24 protein-coding genes, 1 other RNA gene and 1 pseudogene are annotated in these 19874 nt (G+C 62.3%); 13 read left to right on the top strand and 13 right to left on the bottom strand.

The window, feature by feature from the left end; all coding sequences use genetic code 11:
• Nucleotides 1-8: 8 nt before the first annotated feature.
• Together ACR0NB_RS08775 and ACR0NB_RS08770 are read right to left on the bottom strand one after the other, a co-directional pair.
• On the bottom strand, nt 9-923 hold the full coding sequence (locus tag ACR0NB_RS08775) for a 5-bromo-4-chloroindolyl phosphate hydrolysis family protein (protein WP_480695759.1): 915 nt from the start codon (nt 921-923) through the stop codon (nt 9-11).
• Nucleotides 924-1103: 180 nt separating this feature from the next.
• Nucleotides 1104-1913: pseudogene (locus ACR0NB_RS08770) on the bottom strand (pseudouridine synthase); the annotation flags it as partial.
• A gap of 61 nt (nt 1914-1974) precedes the next feature.
• Here ACR0NB_RS08770 and ACR0NB_RS08765 point away from each other — a divergent pair.
• Entirely contained in the window at nt 1975-2445 is a 471-nt protein-coding gene (locus ACR0NB_RS08765) for a nucleoside deaminase (protein ID WP_480775433.1), read from the top strand.
• A gap of 7 nt (nt 2446-2452) precedes the next feature.
• On the opposite strand, the gene ACR0NB_RS08760 is transcribed toward ACR0NB_RS08765, so the two are convergent.
• Nucleotides 2453-3631 carry a M24 family metallopeptidase gene (locus ACR0NB_RS08760; RefSeq protein WP_480775432.1) on the bottom strand — a complete coding sequence of 393 codons (1179 nt, stop codon included), beginning with the start codon at nt 3629-3631 and terminating at the stop codon, nt 2453-2455.
• Nucleotides 3628-4320: a metal-dependent hydrolase gene (locus ACR0NB_RS08755; protein ID WP_480775431.1), complete on the bottom strand. Its 693-nt coding sequence runs from the start codon at nt 4318-4320 to the stop codon at nt 3628-3630. Before ACR0NB_RS08755 ends, ACR0NB_RS08760 begins: the two co-directional genes overlap by 4 nt.
• A 57-nt stretch (nt 4321-4377) precedes the next feature.
• On the opposite strand from ACR0NB_RS08755, the gene ACR0NB_RS08750 reads away from it, so the two are divergent.
• Nucleotides 4378-5064, top strand: coding sequence for a ceramidase domain-containing protein (locus tag ACR0NB_RS08750; RefSeq protein WP_480775430.1), 687 nt, complete (start codon nt 4378-4380; stop codon nt 5062-5064).
• Here ACR0NB_RS08750 and ACR0NB_RS08745 read toward each other — a convergent pair.
• From ACR0NB_RS08745 to ACR0NB_RS08735, 3 genes are all read right to left on the bottom strand, one after another.
• Nucleotides 5024-5782, bottom strand: a complete 759-nt coding sequence (locus tag ACR0NB_RS08745; RefSeq protein WP_480775429.1) for a class I SAM-dependent methyltransferase — start codon at nt 5780-5782, stop codon at nt 5024-5026. The genes ACR0NB_RS08750 and ACR0NB_RS08745 overlap by 41 nt on opposite strands.
• Nucleotides 5783-5788: 6 nt before the next feature.
• Entirely contained in the window at nt 5789-6352 is a 564-nt protein-coding gene (locus ACR0NB_RS08740; protein ID WP_480775428.1) for a DUF4202 domain-containing protein, read from the bottom strand.
• Nucleotides 6353-6553: 201 nt separating this feature from the next.
• Nucleotides 6554-6715, bottom strand: coding sequence for a hypothetical protein (locus ACR0NB_RS08735; protein ID WP_480775427.1), 162 nt, complete (start codon nt 6713-6715; stop codon nt 6554-6556).
• A 227-nt stretch (nt 6716-6942) separates the two neighbouring features.
• Between ACR0NB_RS08735 and gatC the strand changes: the two genes are divergently transcribed.
• From gatC to rnpB, 5 genes are all read left to right on the top strand, one after another.
• Complete coding sequence (gatC, locus tag ACR0NB_RS08730) at nt 6943-7230, top strand: Asp-tRNA(Asn)/Glu-tRNA(Gln) amidotransferase subunit GatC (RefSeq protein ID WP_005981734.1); 288 nt, start codon at nt 6943-6945, stop codon at nt 7228-7230.
• A 3-nt stretch (nt 7231-7233) separates the two neighbouring features.
• A complete protein-coding gene (gene gatA, locus ACR0NB_RS08725) occupies nt 7234-8721 on the top strand; it encodes an Asp-tRNA(Asn)/Glu-tRNA(Gln) amidotransferase subunit GatA (RefSeq protein ID WP_480775426.1) in 1488 nt (495 codons plus the stop codon).
• 40 nt (nt 8722-8761) lie between these two features.
• Entirely contained in the window at nt 8762-9460 is a 699-nt protein-coding gene (locus ACR0NB_RS08720) for a hypothetical protein (RefSeq protein ID WP_093964748.1), read from the top strand.
• Nucleotides 9399-10166, top strand: a complete 768-nt coding sequence (locus tag ACR0NB_RS08715; RefSeq protein ID WP_170434549.1) for an N-acetylmuramoyl-L-alanine amidase — start codon at nt 9399-9401, stop codon at nt 10164-10166. Before ACR0NB_RS08720 ends, ACR0NB_RS08715 begins: the two co-directional genes overlap by 62 nt.
• A 12-nt stretch (nt 10167-10178) precedes the next feature.
• Nucleotides 10179-10594: RNase P RNA component class A (gene rnpB, locus ACR0NB_RS08710), an RNA gene on the top strand.
• 7 nt (nt 10595-10601) lie between these two features.
• Here the strand turns inward: rnpB and ACR0NB_RS08705 are convergent.
• From ACR0NB_RS08705 to ACR0NB_RS08695, 3 genes are all read right to left on the bottom strand, one after another.
• Nucleotides 10602-10934, bottom strand: coding sequence for a GYD domain-containing protein (locus tag ACR0NB_RS08705; protein ID WP_149774644.1), 333 nt, complete (start codon nt 10932-10934; stop codon nt 10602-10604).
• 77 nt (nt 10935-11011) lie between these two features.
• Nucleotides 11012-11866, bottom strand: coding sequence for a DUF2182 domain-containing protein (locus ACR0NB_RS08700; RefSeq protein ID WP_480775425.1), 855 nt, complete (start codon nt 11864-11866; stop codon nt 11012-11014).
• Nucleotides 11853-12488, bottom strand: a complete 636-nt coding sequence (locus ACR0NB_RS08695; RefSeq protein WP_149774645.1) for a DUF1326 domain-containing protein — start codon at nt 12486-12488, stop codon at nt 11853-11855. Before ACR0NB_RS08695 ends, ACR0NB_RS08700 begins: the two co-directional genes overlap by 14 nt.
• A 292-nt stretch (nt 12489-12780) precedes the next feature.
• Between ACR0NB_RS08695 and rpmG the strand changes: the two genes are divergently transcribed.
• Both rpmG and ACR0NB_RS08685 read left to right on the top strand, forming a co-directional pair.
• The gene (gene rpmG / locus ACR0NB_RS08690; RefSeq protein WP_007799108.1) at nt 12781-12948 is read left to right on the top strand and encodes a 50S ribosomal protein L33; all 168 of its coding nucleotides are present in this window, start codon (nt 12781-12783) and stop codon (nt 12946-12948) included.
• A gap of 219 nt (nt 12949-13167) precedes the next feature.
• Nucleotides 13168-13674, top strand: coding sequence for a lipoprotein (locus ACR0NB_RS08685; RefSeq protein WP_170340151.1), 507 nt, complete (start codon nt 13168-13170; stop codon nt 13672-13674).
• A 141-nt stretch (nt 13675-13815) separates the two neighbouring features.
• On the opposite strand, the gene ACR0NB_RS08680 is transcribed toward ACR0NB_RS08685, so the two are convergent.
• The gene (locus tag ACR0NB_RS08680) at nt 13816-14553 is read right to left on the bottom strand and encodes a Bax inhibitor-1/YccA family protein (RefSeq protein ID WP_170340154.1); all 738 of its coding nucleotides are present in this window, start codon (nt 14551-14553) and stop codon (nt 13816-13818) included.
• 173 nt (nt 14554-14726) lie between these two features.
• Entirely contained in the window at nt 14727-14942 is a 216-nt protein-coding gene (locus ACR0NB_RS08675; RefSeq protein WP_093964754.1) for a DUF1127 domain-containing protein, read from the bottom strand.
• A 127-nt stretch (nt 14943-15069) separates the two neighbouring features.
• Between ACR0NB_RS08675 and ACR0NB_RS08670 the strand changes: the two genes are divergently transcribed.
• Nucleotides 15070-15951 (top strand): LysR family transcriptional regulator, encoded by an 882-nt coding sequence (locus tag ACR0NB_RS08670; RefSeq protein ID WP_093965049.1) that lies wholly within the window; start codon nt 15070-15072, stop codon nt 15949-15951.
• A 5-nt stretch (nt 15952-15956) separates the two neighbouring features.
• Here ACR0NB_RS08670 and ACR0NB_RS08665 read toward each other — a convergent pair whose 3' ends face one another.
• Entirely contained in the window at nt 15957-16913 is a 957-nt protein-coding gene (locus ACR0NB_RS08665) for an NADPH:quinone oxidoreductase family protein (protein ID WP_480775424.1), read from the bottom strand.
• A gap of 301 nt (nt 16914-17214) precedes the next feature.
• On the opposite strand from ACR0NB_RS08665, the gene ACR0NB_RS08660 reads away from it, so the two are divergent.
• From ACR0NB_RS08660 to ACR0NB_RS08650, 3 genes are all read left to right on the top strand, one after another.
• Nucleotides 17215-17586 carry a helix-turn-helix domain-containing protein gene (locus tag ACR0NB_RS08660; RefSeq protein WP_093964756.1) on the top strand — a complete coding sequence of 124 codons (372 nt, stop codon included), beginning with the start codon at nt 17215-17217 and terminating at the stop codon, nt 17584-17586.
• A gap of 44 nt (nt 17587-17630) precedes the next feature.
• Entirely contained in the window at nt 17631-18422 is a 792-nt protein-coding gene (hisN, locus tag ACR0NB_RS08655) for a histidinol-phosphatase (RefSeq protein WP_480775423.1), read from the top strand.
• A gap of 113 nt (nt 18423-18535) precedes the next feature.
• Nucleotides 18536-19870, top strand: coding sequence for an 8-oxoguanine deaminase (locus tag ACR0NB_RS08650; RefSeq protein WP_480775422.1), 1335 nt, complete (start codon nt 18536-18538; stop codon nt 19868-19870).
• The last annotated feature ends 4 nt before the right edge of the window (nt 19871-19874 follow it).

Below are 19874 nucleotides of genomic sequence, written 5' to 3'. Positions count from 1 at the left end.
TTGGCCGGTCAGTCGAGCCGGACGCCTTCGCGCTGCAGTCGTTCACGCAGCACGTCGATTTCGACCGTCAGATCACTGCGGTCATCCAATAGCATCTTTCGGGTGCGGGCCGAGAAATTCTGCTCGAGGTCGTCCAGCAGCGCCGAGTAATCGGACAGAGCCTGCGGGTCGCGGGTGCGCGCATAGACATCGGCAAACTTGATCGTCGCATCGCGGGCGCCTTGCAGATAGACGGTCAAGTATTTGCGGGCACCGGCCAGATCGCGCGGGTCCTCCTCGACCGTGCGGAACAGATCGCGAGCGGTGGTCTGAAACCGCTCGACCCTGGCTTCGATCCTGCGGTCGCCGGCCCGTTTGATGGCATCCGTCATCTGGTTCAGATGCGCCTCGGCATCTTCGACCACGCGGGCGACCCGGTCCTGTTGATAGGTGTCCACACCCTCCATGCCCTTGTTTTTCATCGGGTCGAGCCCGAAGGCGACGGAATGCAGGGCCGTGGCCACGCCGCCGAACAAGACCGGCGCCAGGAGGCTGACCTGGCTGGCGGCCTCGGCATCCAGATAGTCGTTGCGATAAGCGGCCAAACCCACCCCCAGCCCGGTCAACACCGACGAAAAGATCTTGCGGGGAAAGGCTGGGCGGCGCGCGGTGCGGCGTGCGTTGTAGGCATCCTCGGCTTTCAGCCCTTCGCGCAGCAGAAAGGCCGCAGCGGTCAGAATGCCGGCCGCGACCAATCCAAGGGTCATCCCGATCGCGCCGTCGTTGAGCGACAGAAAGACCAGCGGGATCGCGGGAACGAACATCACATTGGCGCGGGCGCCGACCGGGTTCACTCGGGCACCATCGTATTGCCCGCGCGGGGCGGGCGCGTCGGTGTCGGACTGGCCGTCGGGGCTGAACTTTCCGCCGTATCGCTTGGCCATGGCGTCAGAGCCCCCCAAGCCAACCGGTGCAGACGCCGAACAACAGCACCAGCAGGGCCGCGTAGGCCATTTTTTGCACTCCGGTCCCGGACATGACGTCCTCCAACTGCGGTTGTCCCCTTGAAAACCTAGGGGATCAAGGGGCTTGGCGCTAGGGGGAAGGTTCGATAACCCGCGTCACTTGCGTGATTTCTTGCCGACCGGCCTACGGGATCTTTGAGGGCGGCTTGGGCGTTTCGCAGCAGCCGATGGGGTTTCGGGTTCCAGACCCAGTTGATCGCGCAGAACGCGGCGGCGGATTTCCTCGACCTCGCCGGGTTTGAGATTGCCCAGCTGGAACGGCCCGTAGGACACGCGCAACAGTCGGTTCACGGTAAAGCCGATGTCTTCGATCGCGCGGCGGATTTCCCGGTTCTTGCCCTCGCGCAGTCCGATTGTCAGCCATGCATTCGCGCCTTGCTGGCGGTCTAGCGTCACGGTCATGGGCTGGAACTTTTCGCCCTCGATCACAAGACCCTGGCGCAGGGGGGCGAAATCCTCGTCCTTCGGGCGGCCGTTGATCCGCACCCGGTATTTGCGCAGCCAGCCAGTCGAAGGCAGTTCGAGCTTGCGCTTGATGGCCCCGTCATTGGTCAGCAGCAGCAGGCCCTCGGAATTCAGGTCCAGCCGGCCGACGCTCATGACGCGGGGCATGTCCTCGGGCAGGTTGTCGAAGATTGTGGGGCGGCCCTTTTCGTCGCGGTTCGTGGTCACAAGGCCGGTTGGCTTGTGATACAGCCACAGACGCGCGGGTTCGGGCTCGGCCACGGGCTTGCCGTCGACGGTGATCTTGTCGCTGGGTGTGACGTTCAGCGCCGGGCTGTCGATGGTCTTGCCGTTCACGGTCACGCGGCCGGCTTCAATCATGCGTTCGGCCTCGCGGCGCGAGGCGATGCCGGCGCGGGCCAGCACTTTGGCGATCCGGTCGCCGGGAGGAGGGGTGTTGCTCATGCCTTGCGCATAGCGCATCGGCGCGGCTTGCGAAAGGTGGGTTTCTGGGGCAGTCAGGGGCATGGTCTTCAGAACGCATATGGACAAGGCGCTGGAACAGGCGCGCGCGGCGGGTGATCGGGGCGAGGTTCCGGTGGGTGCGGTGATCGTGTCGCCCGATGGCCGGATCATCGCGGCGGACGGCAACCGTACGCGCGAGTTGCACGACCCGACCGCGCATGCCGAGATCCTGGCCCTGCGCGCCGCCTGCCGGGCCGTCGGGTCCGACCGGCTGACGGGGCATGACCTGTATGTCACTCTGGAGCCCTGCGCCATGTGCGCCGCGGCGCTGGCAGCTGCGCGGATCCGGCGGGTCTATTACGGGGCCGCCGATCCGAAATCGGGCGGCGTGGCGCATGGGGCGCGGGTGTTCTCGCACCCTCAGGCCCATCACAGGCCGGATGTCTATGACGGAATCGCGGCCGATGACTGCGCCAGCTTGCTGCGCGAGTTCTTTGCCGCGCAGCGCGGTGGCGGCGGGTTCAAGGGCTGAGGCGCGCTCAGGCCGGTTTCACGACCAGTTCGCGGGGGATGTCTGCCAAGGGTTGCCCGCCCGTCGGCGTGACGACGAAAGTTTCGGTGATGGCCAGCCCCCAATCCGGGGTCCACAGGCCCGGCATCAGGTGAAAGGTCATGTTGTCCTGCAGAACGGTGCTGTCGCCCGGGCGCAAGCTCATGGTGCGCTCGCCCCAATCGGGCGGATAGCTCAGGCCCACCGGATAGCCCGTGCGATTGCCTTTGACATAGCCGGCCCGGGCAAAGCTGTCATAGACGCAGGCGGCGACCTCTTCGCAGGTGGCGCCGGGGCGGGCGGCGACCAGCGTGTCCTCGATCGCGGTGAGAATCGCGGTTTCCGCGCGCCGGATATCGGCAGGCGGGTCACCCAGAAACAGGCTGCGGCTGGCCGGGCAGTGATAGCGGCGGTGGCAGCCCGAGATTTCGAAATAGGTCGCCTCGCCCGGTGTCAGCGGACGGTCGTTCCAGGTGATGTGCGAGGCCGAGGCCTCGGCCCCGGAAGGCGCGATGGGCGCAATCGCGGGATAGTCGCCCGCAAGCCCCGGCAGCCCGGCGATGCCCGCCGCCTGAACCTCGGCCACGAGCACGTTCTTGGGAACCCCGGCGCGGAACCCGTCGCGCAGCACCGCGTGCATATGCGTGGTCAACTGCCCGGCCTTGCGCATCAAGGCGATCTCGGCCTCGCTTTTGACCGCACGCTGCCAGTTCACCAACCCGGTCGCGTCGACAAGCGCATCCCGGCCGAACGCGGTCTCAAGGATTCGGTGGCTGGCGGCCGAGTAGTAATAATTGTCCATCTCGACACCCAGATGGGTCGTCCAGCCGCGCGCGCGCAGCAGCGATGCCAGCGACTCGACCGGGTGATGGTCGGGGTGCTGCACATGTTCTTCGGGCCAGTCGAACAGGTTGTCCGGGTCCAGCCAGGTGGTCTGCGCCGCGCCGGGCTTGTCCTGCGTCCGGCCCCACCACAGGGGCGCGCCGTCGCGTGGGACGATCACCATCTGCGGGACGTAGAAGCTCCAGCCGTCATAGCCCGTCAGCCAGGCCATGTTCGAAGGGTCGGCAACCAGCAGGGTTTCGACACCCCGCTGGGCCATCGCGGAACGGGTCTTGGCCAGCCGCGCCGCGTATTCTTCCGCCGAGAAGGCCAGCGCGGGTGTCAAAGCTCGATCTCCTGCAGGACCTCGGGCTCGATGACGGTTACGCCCGGTAGCCCGTCCGCCAAGTCCTTGGCGGATTGTTCCAGGGTCGGGAAAGTCCGATAGTGGCAGGGGATCACCGTCTTGAAGTCGAAATACCGCCGGGAGGCATAGGCGGCGGCTTTCATGTCCATCGTGAAGTAGCCGCCCGCCGACAGGATGCCGATATCGGGTTTGTAATAGTCGCCGATCCACTCCATGTCGGCCATGATCGTGGTGTCGCCCGAGACATAGACCGTGTGACCATCGGCCGACAGGATGAACCCCACCTCGGACCCACCGGCGCGCGGGCCATCGGGTGTAGCGAAGGTCGAGCTGTGCGAGGCCGGCACCATGTCGACCTTGACCCCGTTCAGATCGACCCGGCCGCCCTTGTTGAAGCCGATGGTCTCGATCCCTTCGGCCTCGGCCCAATGCGCCATGACGTCGTATTGGCCCACGACGGGAATGTTCAGGCGTTTGGCCAGCGGCAGAACGTCGGCAACGTGGTCGAAATGTGCGTGGGTCAGCAGGATATGCGTGGCGCCCTGGACGGCGGCCTCGTGCTGATCCTCGGGCAGCATCGGGTTGCCGCTGAGCCAGGGGTCGATCAGCAGGACCTGTCCTGCCGCGTGAATTCGGAAGCTGCCATGCCCCAACCAGATGATTTTCATGAAAGACCCTCCTGAAACCGGTTCAGGGTCAGCCTAGCATCGGCTATGTAAAAATCCATGGACTGGATGCGAGAAATCGACGGCTATTGCGAGCGCCTGTCGCCGACCTATTGGGCCGAACCCGTAAACGCCGTGACCAACGCGGCCTTTCTGCTGGCGGCATGGGTGATGTGGCGGCGGGTGCACGGGCAGGGTCTGCCCTTGGCCCGCCTGCTGGTCGCCATTCTGGCGGTGATCGGTATTGGCAGCTATCTGTTTCATACCCATGCGCAGGTCTGGGCCGCGCTGGCGGATACGACGCCGATCTTGCTGTTCATCCTGATCTATATCTTCGCGGTGAACCGGGACATCTGGCAGCTATCCACGCCGAAGGCGGCGTTTCTGACGGCCTTGTTCATCCCCTATGCGGCGCTGACCATTCCGGTGTTTCAACTGGTTCCCGGGCTGGGCGGGTCGGCCGCATATGCTCCGGTGCCTTTATTGATCCTGATCTATGCGTATCTTTTCCGCGTGCGCAGGCCGCAAGTGGCCCTGGGTCTGGCGGTCGGGGCTGTGATCCTGATCGCGTCGATCACCTTCCGTGCGCTCGATGCGCCGCTTTGCGCCCGCATCCCGATGGGAACGCATTTCATGTGGCACATCCTGAACGCCACCATGCTGGGCTGGATGATTGAGGTGTACCGCCGGGCCATGACGGATTCGGTCAGTCCGGCAGACGCCGTGCCACGTAGAACCCATAGCTGACATAGTCGGAATAGGTTTCGTACAAATCAATCTCGGCCTGTTCCGCATCGACAAGCGCTTTGGCCTGCTCGGAATTGCCCTGCCGGTCGAGGAAGGCAGGGAAGCTGCGTTTCAGGGGGAGATAGTAGTTCTCCATCCAGCAGTCAGAGCCCAGCGGGAAATAGCCGACAGGTTCATAACCGGCGGTCTCAATCTGGCGGATCTTCCGTCCGGCGGTCGCAACTTCGGGATAGGCGGCATCCCAGTGCCGTGTCAGAGGTTCGGGGCGTTGATCGGTCAGCCAGGTCAGCTCGGACACAGCCAGGACACCGCCGGGTTTCAGGAACCGACGCCAGGCGTTCAAACCGTTTTCGAACCCCATGTTGTAGATCGCGCCTTCCGACCAGATCACGTCAAGGCTGGCATCGTCGAAGGGCAGGTCCTCCATCGACGCCTCAAGGGTGTGAACCCGGGCCGCCAGACCCAAGTCCTGCGCGCGTCTGTTCAGCTCGGTCAGAAACTCCGGCAGGAAATCCACTGCCGTCACCGATGCGCCCAGATGGCGCGCAAGGCAGAAGGCCGCCGCGCCGGTTCCGCAGCCAATATCAGCGATCTTCAGTCCGGGATCGGCTTGTACGCCCGCCAGCGTCAGCGCCAGTTGCGTTGCCGCGTCGCTGCCGGGGCCTTGCCGGTCGTTGGGCAGGTGCAGGTCGATCAACAGCTGCATGTCATCAGTCATGACCCGTCAATCCTTGAAGGCGCTGGCTAGGTCTTCGGGTAGGTCGAACTCGTCCAGCACGCGTCGGCGCGCCTCGGCCGACATCTTGCGGGCGGTCTTTTCGACGATGCGCTGGATCTTTTCGTCCGAGTGTTTCGTGGCGAAGGGCGCAAAATACCATTTCAGAAAGACAAAGCAGATCACGTCCTCCAGCGCCTGAACGTCGTCGTCACGCTTGATGCCCTGTTTGCGCAACATGCGACGGGCGGCGTCGATCTCGGCCTGATCGTACCCGGCCTCGGACATCAGCTCGGCCACGACCTGCGCGTGATGCTCGGCCTGGGCTTTGCGCCACGCCAGATAACCCGCGCGCCCATCAGGGTATGCCGAGCGGGCCAGCTTCCAACGCTCGACATGCTGGCCGCGCGCGGCGATCTGCAACGGCTCGGAGGCGTCGGGGAACAGTCGATCCAACTCGGCGCTCATCCGTTCGCCATAAAGCAGCGCGGCGGGGCGACCGTCTTCTTGGGTGGGATCGGCCGAATTGGCCGTATCAATTGCATCCAGAACCTTCTGCTTGCGCTCTGTCATGGCATCTCCTGCTTTGGCAACGGCACCTCGGGATATTTGGTCATGCTGACCTGACACTCTTGAGTGAATGAACGATAGGGCACCGTGCTTCAACAAAAAAGCGCCGACCCATTCAGGGTCGGCGGCGCCACGAGGGCAGGTGCAGGATCGGGGCGGAAAAAGGGGGGAGAACCGGCCCGATCCAACAGGGAAGCGGTAGGGTTAGTTGCGGAGCGAAGATTTCTCCTGGCTCACCTGATCCGAGGGGTGCTGATCGGGGAAGGTCAGCGTCGGTGTCAGGTCGCCCATGGGAACCCCCAGCGCGAGGGCCGGCGCGGCACCGGTTGTCAGAACAACGGACACAGCAATCAACATGCGTTTCATGATTATTCTCCGGACTGAACTGTTTCGTTCAGTACATAAAGTAACTTTTTGCGCCGGCTTCAATCGTCAAAGTGAACTAATTAGTTCACTTTTTTGCATAGCGGGTATTCAAAATTGTTTGGCTTGGCGGCAACCGCGTGGGCTTTGGACAAATCGCTGTGGCTCAGTGGTCTTGCGACTGCTGCATCAGACGGGTAAATGCCCCTGTAACGCATATGAGGTTTCCCATGTCGATTGACCAAAGCACCGCCGCCAAGGTGGCCAAACTGGCCCGGATCAAGGTCGAGGATGACGCGTTGCCCGCGCTGGCCTCGGAATTCAACACGATCCTGGGGTTCATCGAACAGCTGAACGAAGTTGACGTCGAAGGGGTCGAGCCGATGGTCTCGGTGACGCCGATGCGGCTGAAGCGGCGCGAGGACGTGGTGACCGACGGGAACATGCAGGACAAGATCCTGTCCAACGCTCCCGACGCGCGCGAGGGCTTTTTCGCGGTTCCCAAGGTGGTGGAGTAAGACATGTCCGATCTGAACAAACTGAGCCTTGCCGAGGCCCGCAACGCCCTGCGCAACGGAGATGTGACCTCGGTCGAGCTGACCGAGGCCTGCCTGAAGGCGATCGACGCAGCCGATGTACTGAACGCTTTCGTGCATAAGACCCCGGAAATCGCGCTGGAGCGCGCCAAGGCCGCCGATGAGCGCCTCAAGGCCGGCGACGCGCCCGCCATGTGTGGCCTGCCGATCGGCATCAAGGATCTGTTCTGCACCAAGGGCGTGCCCTCGCAAGCTGCGTCCAAGATTCTGGACGGGTTCAAGCCCGAATACGAATCCACGGTCTCGCAGCAACTGGCCGATGCGGGAGCGGTGATGCTGGGCAAGCTGAACATGGACGAGTTTGCCATGGGTTCGTCCAACGAAACCTCGGTCTATGGCAATGCGGTGAACCCTTGGCGGCGCGGCAATGATGACGCGCAGCTGACCCCGGGCGGTTCCTCGGGTGGTTCGGCGTCTGCCGTCGCAGCCGATCTGTGCCTTGCGGCGACCGGAACCGACACCGGTGGCTCGATCCGTCAGCCCGCCGCCTTTACCGGAATCACCGGCATCAAGCCGACCTATGGCCGTTGCTCGCGCTGGGGCATCGTGGCCTTTGCGTCCTCGCTGGATCAGGCCGGGCCGATGACCAAGAACGTGCGCGACGCAGCCATCATGCTTGAGGCGATGTGCGGGCACGATCCGAAGGACTCGACCAGCGCCGAGCTGGCTGTTCCGAATTTTGAGGCCATGCTGACCGGCGACATCAAGGGCAAGAAAATCGGCATTCCAAAGGAATACCGGATGGATGGCATGCCCGCCGAGATCGAAAAGCTGTGGGCGGATGGGGCCGAAATGCTCAAGGCCGCCGGGGCCGAGATCGTCGACATCTCGCTGCCGCACACCAAATACGCGCTTCCGGCCTACTATGTAATCGCGCCGGCCGAGGCGTCGTCGAACCTGGCGCGCTATGACGGCGTGCGCTATGGCCGCCGTGCGCAGCTGGCGCAGGGCGACGGCATCACCGAGATGTATGAAAAGACCCGCGCCGAAGGCTTTGGCCACGAGGTGCAGCGCCGCGTCATGGTCGGCACTTACGTTCTGTCGGCCGGTTTCTATGACGCCTATTACAACCGCGCCCGCAAGGTGCGGACCCTGATCAAGAAAGACTTCGAGGATGTCTTTGCCGCAGGTGTCGATGCGATCCTGACACCGGCGACACCTTCGGCGGCGTTCGGTCTGGGCGAAATGACCGAGGCCGACCCGGTGCAGATGTATCTGAACGACGTGTTCACCGTGACCGTCAACCTCGCGGGTCTTCCGGGCATCTCGGTTCCCGCCGGTCTTGACGGGCAGGGCTTGCCGCTGGGGCTGCAGCTGATCGGTCGTCCGTGGGAAGAAGGTGACCTACTGAATACCGCCTACGCGCTTGAGAATGCCGCCGGGTTTGTGGCCAAGCCGGGCAAATGGTGGTAACCCTCAGGCAGCGGTAACAACGCGAGGACGGAGCAGTTCCATGCGCAAAATGCTTCTCATTCCGGCCTTCGGGTTCGTCGCGGCTTGCGATACCGTGGCGCCAGTCACGGACTCCGGCTTCAACACGCCGCAGTATCAGGCCGAACGCGAGGCGCAGTTGGCTGGGCAGGGCGCAGCAGGCAACCCGCTGCTGCCGCCGCCGGCCATTTCGCAGGAGCAGTTGAATGCCGAAGCCGGTCCCGCCCCCTTCACGACGGGCGACAGCGCCACGGACATTGCCAACCAGACCGCGGCGGCATTGGCGAGCACATCGGCGCAGCCGACTGCACCGGTGGCCGTAAGCTCAAACGGCATATCGAACGAGCAGGATTTCGCAGCGGTTTCAAGCAGCCGCAGCATCCAGGATGATGCCGCGCTGATTCAGCAGAACCGTCAGACATACGAGGTTGTCGCGCCGACGGCGGTTCCTCAGCGCGGGTCGGACGGACAGCCCAATATCGTCCAATATGCTCTGACTACGACCAATCCAGTTGGAACACAGCTCTACAGCCGAGCTGGGTTCAATTTGCAGGCCAAGGCACAACGCAACTGCGCAGGCTACGCATCGCCCGACCAGGCTCAGATCGATTTCCTGGCCAATGGAGGCCCCCAGCGCGACCGCAAGGGCCTGGACCCGGATGGCGACGGATTTGCCTGCGGCTGGGACCCCAGCCCGTTCCGCAGTGCCGTCGGCAACTGAACTCTCGCCGATCTGGCACCCATCCCCCAATTTCGGCCCCCGCCGGGATGGGTTGAAGCCGTCGCTGGTGGTGCTTCACTACACCGCGATGAACAGCGCTCAAGCCGCGCTCGAGCGTTTGTGCGACCCGGACGCCGAGGTATCAGCCCACTATCTGATCGGCTGCGACGGAACGCTCTGGCAGATGGTCCGTGAGGAAGATCGCGCCTGGCACGCTGGTGCAGGTGCGTGGCGGGGGTTCAGCGACATCAATTCCCGCTCCATCGGGATCGAACTCGACAATCGCGGCGATCATCCTTTCTCCGAACCGCAGATGGCGGTATTGGAAAACCTGCTTTCACATCTACAAGAGCGGTTGGGGATCAAGCCGTGGAACGTTATCGCCCATTCGGACATGGCCCCCGAGCGAAAGCTTGATCCCGGTCCCAAGTTTGATTGGGATCGTCTCGCGCAACAAAAAATGGCAGCGGGGCCGGCCGTTCTGAAGGGTATATGCCTTGATGAATTGCCGCCAGACGACCAATACTTTGCATTGGTTGCCAAGAGGGCCGGGTACCCCAAAGCCCCTGCCGCGGATCTGCTGAAAGCGTTCCGAAGCCGGTTTGCCCCGTGGCGGCGCGGGCCCCTGTCCAAGAAGGATATGGGCGACATCGAACGACTGGCTGGTTTGATGGAACACCTTGACGGTATTCGGGTGGACGTTTAACCCGGCAACCGCGCGGAGGGCCGGATGGCCGCTGGGGCTCAGGCCCGAGAGGAAAGTCCGGACTCCACAAGGCAACGGTGCCGGGTAACGCCCGGGCGGGGAAACCCGACGGAAAGCGCCACAGAAAACAGACCGCCATGACGGATCGGAGGTTCGCCTCCGGCACATCATGGCAAGGGTGAAACGGTGGAGTAAGAGCCCACCGCGCCGCTGGCAACAGCGGCGGCACGGCAAGCCCCACCGGGAGCAATGCCGAATAGGGTCCCCGCGCGGGCCGGTCGGCGTCAGCCGATACCGCCGCTAGGCTCGCCTTGGCCGAGAGGGACCGGGTTGGCAGCTCGAGCCGCGCAGCAATGCCCGGCCTAGAGGAATGGTCATCGAAGGGGGCAACCCCGGAACAGGATCCGGCTTACAGGCCCTCCGCGCGTATCTTCTTCATCCTCCGGGCGGTGTGTAGGCCGCGACCAGTTTCGAGGCTTTCTCGGTGATGGCAACAAATTCGTCGGCCGACCAGGCCCGAACCGTTTCGACACGCGAAACCGCCCCCGAAGCCGCAACGGCCATACCAACGGCCACGGCATCCGTTCCGTCCGGAGCTTCGCTGATGACCACCACGTCATTGCTTCCGGTCGTCACGTAGAACGCCAGCAGTTTGCCGCCAACCTTCTCCAGCAGCGCCGCCACCGGCCCGGTGCGGTTTTCCGGTTTCTTCAGCATCCCTTTGACACCGGCGTTGGAATAAGAGGCATAAGTGATGAAGACAGGCATGACGATCTCCTCGTGAACGAAATGTGCAGAGCGCTCCAATTGGCCGGCTCCTTGGCCCGGAAGACAGGCTTGCCGCATCAAACCAATGCGGTGATCGACACCCAGGCTCCCAATCCGATCAAAACGACACCGACGACCGGCGTCAGCCATCCCGCCCGGGGCAACAGCTTTTCCAGCGCGACGTAGACGGCGATTGCGACGATCCACCAAAGGTTCATGATGCCGCCGACGAACAGTAGTGCCATCAAGGCCCAGCAGCAGCCCAAGCAGTAGGCTCCGTGCAGGGCGCCGCATCGAAACGCACCCCAATGCCCGGGCCGGTTGTGGTGGGTCAGAAAGGCAGCCGGGCTCTGACAATGGCGGAGGCACGCGGATTTCAACCCGCTGAACTGATACATCCCGGCAGCACAGAGAACGATGCCCGCCAAGATTCCGGACCGGATGGTCATCATCGGGCCATCCATCGCTCCGATCTGTTGCAGGCCCCATTGCGGTCCGGTTGCCCCAAGGCTGAACACGGCCCAGGCAAAAAGATACCCCGACAGAAAGGCCAATCCGAAGCTGGCGCTGCGCTGCCTGTCGGGTCCAACCCGTTTCAACGCCACAAACAATAGGGCAGTCGGGGCCGCGCTGGGCGTCATCATTGCGACCATCATCACCCACCACATGGCAAAGACCAATGCGGCGTACCAAAGCGTCCAGACGGCACCGGCCCCCATCGGCATGGGCTGGCCAATTGGACCGGCCATCCGAGTCATCTCGACGGCCGACATCTGCATCCCGACACCGGCGACCGTGTACCAGACCGCACCCGAAACGATCAGAAGGACACTTCCAGCGACGATCAGACGTTCTTTTCGCAGTACTCGCTCGAGGCTGATCGTTCGGGCAGGGCGGGCCTGTTCCGACGCGTCTGCACTATGGCCCGACAACGCCATGACCTGAGATATTTAAATGCGCCAGATGGGCATGTGAGGACTCGAAGGTCAGGTCTATGGCTGAACCGCTTGTCCTGGCCGTTCCCGAGGCGACCTCGGCGTGGCGGTATTCGAAGCCATGTGGCAACTGGATCGACGCGCGATGCGGTTGGCCCGAGACGATATGGGCGATCGGCTTGACGTCCACATCGAACACGTTCTTGACCTTCGCGTAGCCGGTCCGGTCTTCGCGGCTCCAGTTCACGTCGATTTCAGCAAACAGTGTCTCATGCTTGGTCGGCGCCATGGCGCTGTAGACATACCACATGGTGGCCATTTCATCGGTGTCCTCACCGGACATGATGGCCTGCAGGGCGGCCCGCTGATCGGCGTCCGCCCGTTCGTCGATGATCAGTTGCATCTGCCCGTTGCCCTCGTGAATCGGGCCTGGCCAGTGGTAGACACCCGCAGCCCGCAGGCCGGAAAGATCCGTGTCCCCGTAGTGGCCGCTTGTGATGTCAAAGACGACCACGGCCTCGCAATTCCCGTGACTGGGCAGGCTGCTGAACTGGCAGGGGCAACCGAAATCACAGTTGCAATTGGCCAGAGTCTCGCCCTGAAGTTTCCATTCTGTCATGATTTCCCCCAAGCAGACGTACAAGAAAACTCTGCTGACAGAGGGTCTTGCCCGGTTTCGCTGCCTCACGCCGCACAACCTTGGACCGCGGCGTTCTGGGATGCTGTGACGCGATCATATCACGAAACCGTGACCTGTCCAAACCGGGCGCTGATCCACTGTGTGTCGGATACTGTGATTTGTGTTGAAACACCGCCGATTCAGGTTGACTCGGGCGCGCGACCGGGTAAAAGCGCACGCTCATAGGAATTCAACCGAAAGGCCCCTGCCTTTCCGGACGCAGGAGATAACCATGGCGAAGCCGACGACAATCAAGATCCGTCTGAACTCGACCGCGGGCACGGGCCACTTCTACGTGACCAAAAAGAACGCTCGCACCATGACCGAGAAAATGACCGTTCGTAAGTACGACCCGGTCGTTCGGAAGCATGTCGAGTACAAGGAAGGCAAGATCAAGTAATCTGCCTTTTTTCGACGCGAAAGCTTAGGGGGTTCTGCTTCGGCAGGACCCTTTTTCGTTGTTTTGACCGTGTCGTGTAGCCCTGACGCCGCCCGATCCGGCCGTTTAGGGCCGTTGCAGAGGCGCATCAGGCCGACAGGTATTCTGATTGGTGTTGGCTTGCTTTTTTGCCCCGCCTGCCAGTACGGTTCAGCAAACCGCCACAAAATGTTGAGCGCCATGAAAAAAATCTTGTTGCCCGCAATCGCCATTCTGACACTTTCGGCCTGTGAGGACCCGTTCAACCGCCAAGGCGTCGGGTTCACCGGCATTGATGGCGAACCAAGAACCGTTTCGGACGTCAAAGGCGCCGTTGCCTTTGTTCCGCCTGCGACGAACGTCCCAGCTGAGTTGGCTGAATTGCCGACCATTCAGGCCAGCACTGACAAGACAGAATTCGACAAGGTCGCGGGCGTTGCCATCGACAATGGCGGACGGTCCGACACCACGGCCGTACAGTTGACCGGCAGCAGCAGCACCATGTTCCTGAGCACGGTGAGCGTGAACGGAACCCTGTTCGGCGTGTTGCGCACCGAAAACAACAGCACCAAGGTGGACAACTCGGTTGGGGCCGCGTTCGGCAGCCAGACCGAGCGCTTTACCGGCTGTCTGCCTGCCGGCGACGTATACCGCAAGGGCGGGTCGTCGCGCAGCTCGGGTTTCGCGGTTCCGCTGAACTGCAGCTGATCGGATCCGTTGCGATTACAATGATGTAAGGCCCTTGCCATTTGGCTGGGGCCTTTTTCTTTGGGCTGGCTTTGCTGACGCCGGAACAAAAAAAAGGGCGGGCCTTTCGGGCCCGCCCTTTGATTTGGTGTTCCGGCAGTCTTACTCGCGATTGCCGAGCAGCTGCAGCAGGAACATGAACATGTTGATGAAGTCCAGGTACAGGTTCAGCGCACCCATGATGGCGGCCTTGCCCAGCCACTCCTGATCGCCCGCATGGGCCATCTGGATGTAGGTGGTCTTGATCTTCTGGGTGTCATAGGCGGTGAGGCCCGCAAAAATCAGAACGCCCAGGATCGACACGGCGAACATGATGGCTGGCGATTGCAGGAACAGGTTGATGACCATGGCCACAATCAGGCCGATCACACCCATCATCAGGAAGGTGCCCATACCGGACAGGTCCTTCTTGGTGACGTAACCGTACAGCGACAGACCGGCGAAGGCGATCGAGGTCACCAGAAAGACCTGGGCGATCGAAATGCCGGTAAAGGCCACGAAGATCCAGCTGAGCGACAGGCCCATCACCGCCGCAAAGGCGTAGAAGAACAGTTGGGCGCCAGCTGCGCTGAGGCGGTTGATGGCCGCGCCGAAGGCAAACACCATGATCAGCGGAGCGAACATGACGATCCAGCCCAGAATGTTCGGGCTGAGGGTCACCGGATCGCGGAACACCGACAGCAGCTGCGGGCTGGTTCCTACAGCCCATGCAACCGCAAAGGTGATCAGCATGCCCACGGACATCGTGCCGTAGACCTTGTTCATGTGGGCGCGCAGGCCCTCGTCAATCTCGGCAGCGCGCGCGCCAGTCGCCGTCCGGATCGTATCGAATTGTGCCATAGAGGTCTCCCTTGAATTCAGCTTTCAGCCCCCGGTTGCGGGGCGATTTCCCTGCAAATATCGGAGAGTGTAGCGCATGTTTCAAGGGTTTTGGGGCCAAAACTCAGCAATATGGTCAACAATTTCAGCGCCGCTTTGGAAGGTGGCGCTGAAATCCGTTGCAGGCCGTGCATTCAGGGCCGCTTGCGCCAGGTTTCGGGCGCGTCCCAGAACGGGCGGGATGCTTCTGTCAGGGCCTCTGATCGGGTGATCCCGATGTCTTGCAGGGCGCGGTCATCCAGCCGGGCCAGCTCCCGCCGTTGATGAGCGGCCGCAAGCATTCGCTGAAGCCAATTGCCCGTTTTGATCGATGCCGAGGCACAGGGTCGGTGTGCAGCGATTTGGGTCATGACTTGTGTCCTTTCATCGGTCTGTGATGTATATCTGTTTTCTTATCAGTTTCCTTGAACTATATGGCGGGTTGTGGCATATTTTAAAAATGAATGTTTTTGAATTCATACATAAGGATTATTGATGATGCGGAACCTAGACATCACCACCCTGCGCTCATTCGTGGCGGTCGCGGACCACGGGGGCGTAACGCGTGCCGCCGGTTTCCTGCATCTGACACAGTCGGCTGTGTCCATGCAGCTGAAACGTCTGGAAGAGCTGTTGGGCCTGGAATTGCTGGACCGGTCTGGGCGCACCATCGCGTTGACGGCCTCTGGCGAACAGCTGTTGGCTTATGCCCGGCGAATGGTGGCGTTGAACGACGAGGTCATTTCGAAGCTGACCGATCAGGCCTTTGAGGGCGAGGTGGTGCTCGGGGTGCCGCACGATATCGTCTACCCGGCCATTCCACGGGTTCTGCAGCGGTTCAATGCCGACTTCCCGCGCGTGCGGGTGCAGTTGGTTTCGTCCTATTCAATCCAGTTGAAAGAGATGTTTCGGCGTGGTGAATGTGACGTGATCCTGACGACCGAGGCTGCAAATTCGGATGGCGGTGAAACCATTGCAGAGCTGCCCCTGCGCTGGATCGGCGCATCAGGAGGCTCGGCTTGGCGGCGGCGGCCGCTTCCGTTGGCGCTGGGTCGGCGCTGCCTCTTCCGGCCTCAGGTCATTGCCGCCTTGGATGCAGCAGGCATTCCATGGGAGCTGTCGGTCGAAACCGAGAACGACCGCACGATCGAGGCTACCGTCAGCGCGGACCTCGCCGTCCACGCCATGCTTGAGGGGACCGAGGCGGCACATCTGGAGAAGATCGATTCAGGTGGGGTTCTGCCCGAATTGCCGGCGCATATGATCAACCTTTACGGAGGCGATCAGGGGCGCGGCGAAGTGGTGGAGGCCCTCGCTGCGCTGGTGCGGCAGAACTTCCACATGCTTGGTGGTACACCACTGCGCGCCGTGGTGGGCTGATCCGGTCAGATCGTGATGACGACTTTCCCGGTCGACTTTCGTGCCTTCAGCAGAGCCATGCCCTGCGCAACTTCGGACAACGGCAGGGTGTGGCTGATATGGGGCCGGATGCGTCCCTCGGCATGCCAGGCAAAGAGGGTCTCAAAGCTGTTGCGAACGACCTCGGGCCGGAACCTCAGATAGCCACCGATGTAGAACCCGATCACAGTCAGGTTCTTCACCAGCAAATGATTGGCCGGTATCTGCGGGACTTCGCCGCCGGCAAAACCTATCGGCAGCAGGCGGCCTTCGGGATTGGTCGCCCGGAAGGCAGCCTTGAACACGTCGCCACCGATGGCGTCATAGACAACGTCTGCGCCACCCAATGCCAGCACGCGCTCGCGCAGATCTTCGTCCGCGTCGATCAGGTGATCGGCCCCGGCCGCGCGGGCGACCGCCAGTTTATCGGCGCCCCGGGCCTGTGCGATCACCGTCGCGCCCATCAGCTTGCCGATCTCGACTGCCGTCAACCCGACCCCGCCGGCGGCACCGGTCACCAAGAGCGTCTCGCCCGGTTGCAGCCGCGCCCGATGGTCCAGCGCCATATGGCTGGTTCCGTAGGCGATCTGGATGGCTGCCGCGTCTTCAAAGCTGCACGACCGGGGGATGAGTACGGCACGGTCGGCGTCAAAAACCCCGAATTGCGCCAATCCGCCCTGGCCTGAGTATACCGCGACCCGGTCTCCGGGCTTCAGATGGCTGACCCCTGCGCCGACCGCGTCTACGACCCCCGCAACCTCAAGCCCCAATGTGAAAGGGGCCGCTGGCGTATCCTGATACGTGCCCTTCTGCATCAGAAGATCGGCAAAGTTCAGCCCGCAGGCGCGAATGGCCACGCGGATCTGGCCTTCGGCGGGTGCGGGCACGGGGATCTCGCGCAATTTGGCCTGCTCTCCGGCAGACTGGATCTGGTAGGCCAGCATCTCAAATCTCCATGTTGGCGCCATTGACCGGGGCCGCCCCTGACTTGTCAATCATTCCGGAAGGGAACGGCCCGGGCGTCGTTGTCGCACTGGCCAAATCGTGCACAACCGTAAACCTTCCTTCGGGCGCGCAGATTCAACCATCTTGAAAATTTTCCAAAAAGCGGCAATATTGCTTGTCAGTGCTGTTTCGGGGGGCACGTTCCGTATTAGAGAGTTTTTTACAAGCGTCTCGCTAGTGTGCGGTCATGGTTCAGTTAGCGTTTTCCCGGGCGGTTGTGTGTAACAGAGGAGAATACCAATGACCCATCACGTCGATGTCCATGTGGGCAAGCGCGTACGGCATCGCCGCTGGTTGATTGGCATGACGCAGCAGCAGCTGGCACAGCAGGTCGGTATCAAGTTCCAGCAGATCCAGAAATACGAAACCGGGGCCAACCGCATCAGCGCATCACGCCTGTGGGACATTGCCGAAGCTCTGGACGTTCCGGTCAGCTTTTTCTTTGAAGGTCTGGAGGACGCCCAGAAGGAAGATTCGGGCAAAAAATCGGTTCCTGCTGATCTGATGGGCGACAAGGAAGCGTTGGATCTGGTTCGGTCCTACTACGCGATCCCGGAAAACCAGCGCCGGCGCCTGTTTGAGCTTGCGCGCGTTCTCAGCGACGTGGCCTGAGACCGGGACTTGACTTCGCACAGGGCTGAGCGCACCAGTTGCGCATGACCAAAGCCTCTGCAAGTGACCTTGAAGTTGCCGAGAAAATGGCCGACGCGGCGCGTGCGGCCATTTTGCCGTATTTTCGCCAGTCGAATCTTGAAACCTCAAACAAGCTGAAAGGCGGGTATGACCCGGTGACCGTGGCCGATCGCGCAGCCGAGCAGGCCATGCGATCCGTTCTGGCCGAGCTGCGCCCCGACGACGGCATCTTGGGTGAGGAGTACGGTGCGGTCGAAGGCAAATCGGGGCGAACCTGGGTGTTGGACCCGATCGACGGCACCCGCGGTTTCGTCAGCGGCACACCGACATGGGGCGTTCTGATCGCGCTAGGCGACGATAGCGGGCCGATCATGGGGGTGATTGACCAACCCTATATCGGCGAACGGTTTGTGGGTCATGCAGACGGTGCGTTCATGACCGGTCCTTTGGGCAGAACCAGCTTGGCGACCCGTCGGACGGATGCCCTGCGGGACGCAATCCTGTTCACGACATTCCCCGAAGTTGGCACGACCGCCGAAGGAGACGCCTTTCGCGCCGTGGCCGGACAGGTGCAACTGACGCGCTACGGCATGGACTGCTACGCATACGCACTGCTGGCGGCCGGGCAGGTCGACCTGGTGATCGAGGCTGGACTGAACGCGTATGACATTCAGGCCCCGATCGCGGTGATCAAGGCGGCCGGTGGCGTCGTAACCGACTGGCAGGGCGGGCCGGCCCATCAGGGGGGGCGGGCACTGGCGGCTGCGAACCCTGAAATCCACGCCGCGGCCCTCGAGATTCTGCGCGGCTTCTGACGACGGTTGCCGCTGCGGCCGCGATTGACTAGGGTCAGAGCGTCGGTTCTTGCGCCCGTTTTCCACCGGCACACGCATTTCTGGCATGAGGCGGGCAGATGCAGGAGTGCGAGATGCCCGAAATCCTTCTCAGAAACGCCGATGCGATCCTGACCATGGACGACAACCGGCAAGAATTGGCCAGCGCCGATTTGCTGATCCGTGACGGTCAGATTGCCCGCATCGGCCAAGGTTTGACCACCGACGGAGAGGTGCATGACCTCAGCGGCTGTGTCGTGACGCCGGGATTGGTCAATACCCACCACCATCTCTACCAGACACTGACGCGAGCTGTTCCCGCGGGCCAGGATGCTCTGCTGTTCGGCTGGCTGCAGACGCTCTATCCGATCTGGGCGCGGTTCGGTCCCGACGAGATGTTCACTTCGGCTCAGATCGGCCTGGCTGAGTTGGCCTTGTCGGGCTGCACGCTCAGTTCCGACCATCTGTACCTGTATCCGAATGGGTCCCGCTTGGATGACACGATCGCGGCCGCTGCGGAGGTGGGGCTGCGGTTCCATCCGACCCGCGGCGCGATGAGCATCGGCGAAAGCGACGGGGGTCTGCCACCCGATACGTTGGTCGAGGCCGAGGCCGACATCCTGAATGACATGATCCGTGTGGTCGATGCGTTCCATGACCCGTCCGAAGGCTCAATGTGCAGGGTTGGACTTGCGCCCTGTTCACCCTTTTCGGTCAGTCGGGATCTGATGCGCGACACCGCACTGCTGGCACGGGACAAGGGGGTCATGCTGCACACCCATCTGGCGGAAAACGACGAGGATATACTGTATTCAGAATCCCAGTTCGGCTGTCGACCCGGCCAGTATGCCGAGGAACTTGGCTGGACCGGCCCCGATGTCTGGCACGCCCATTGCGTGAAGCTGGACGGGGCAGAGATAGACCTGTTCTCACGGTCACGCACCGGGGTGGCGCACTGTCCCTGTTCGAATTGCCGTCTGGGCTCGGGGATCGCGCCGGTGCGCGCGATGCGTGACAACGGGGTAAGGGTTGGCTTGGGCGTTGACGGTTCCGCAAGCAACGACAGCGGCAACCTGATGGCCGAGGCGCGGCAGGCGATGCTACTGCAACGTGTGGCGAACGGTGCCGATGCCATGTCGGCGCGCGAAGCTCTGGAAATCGCGACGCGGGGTGGGGCGGACGTGCTGAACCGGCCGGACTGCGGCCGCCTGATGCCGGGCAAACGCGCGGATATCGCTGTTTGGGACACAAGGGGTGTGGAGTGCGCGGGCAGTTGGGACCCGGCCGCCTTGCTGCTGGCAGGTCCGGTGCACGTCAAACACCTGTTTGTCGAGGGGCGACAGGTCGTCCGGGACGGCAACATTGCCACATTCGACCTGCCGCGCGCGATCGAACGGCAGAACAGGTTGGCCCTCGCATTGCAGGGCTGATCTG

It is taken from the genome of Ruegeria sp. CG3, from assembly GCF_056537205.1.
The sequence above is the reverse complement of the archived record's forward strand: the minus strand, read 5'-3'. Positions and strand labels throughout refer to the sequence as shown.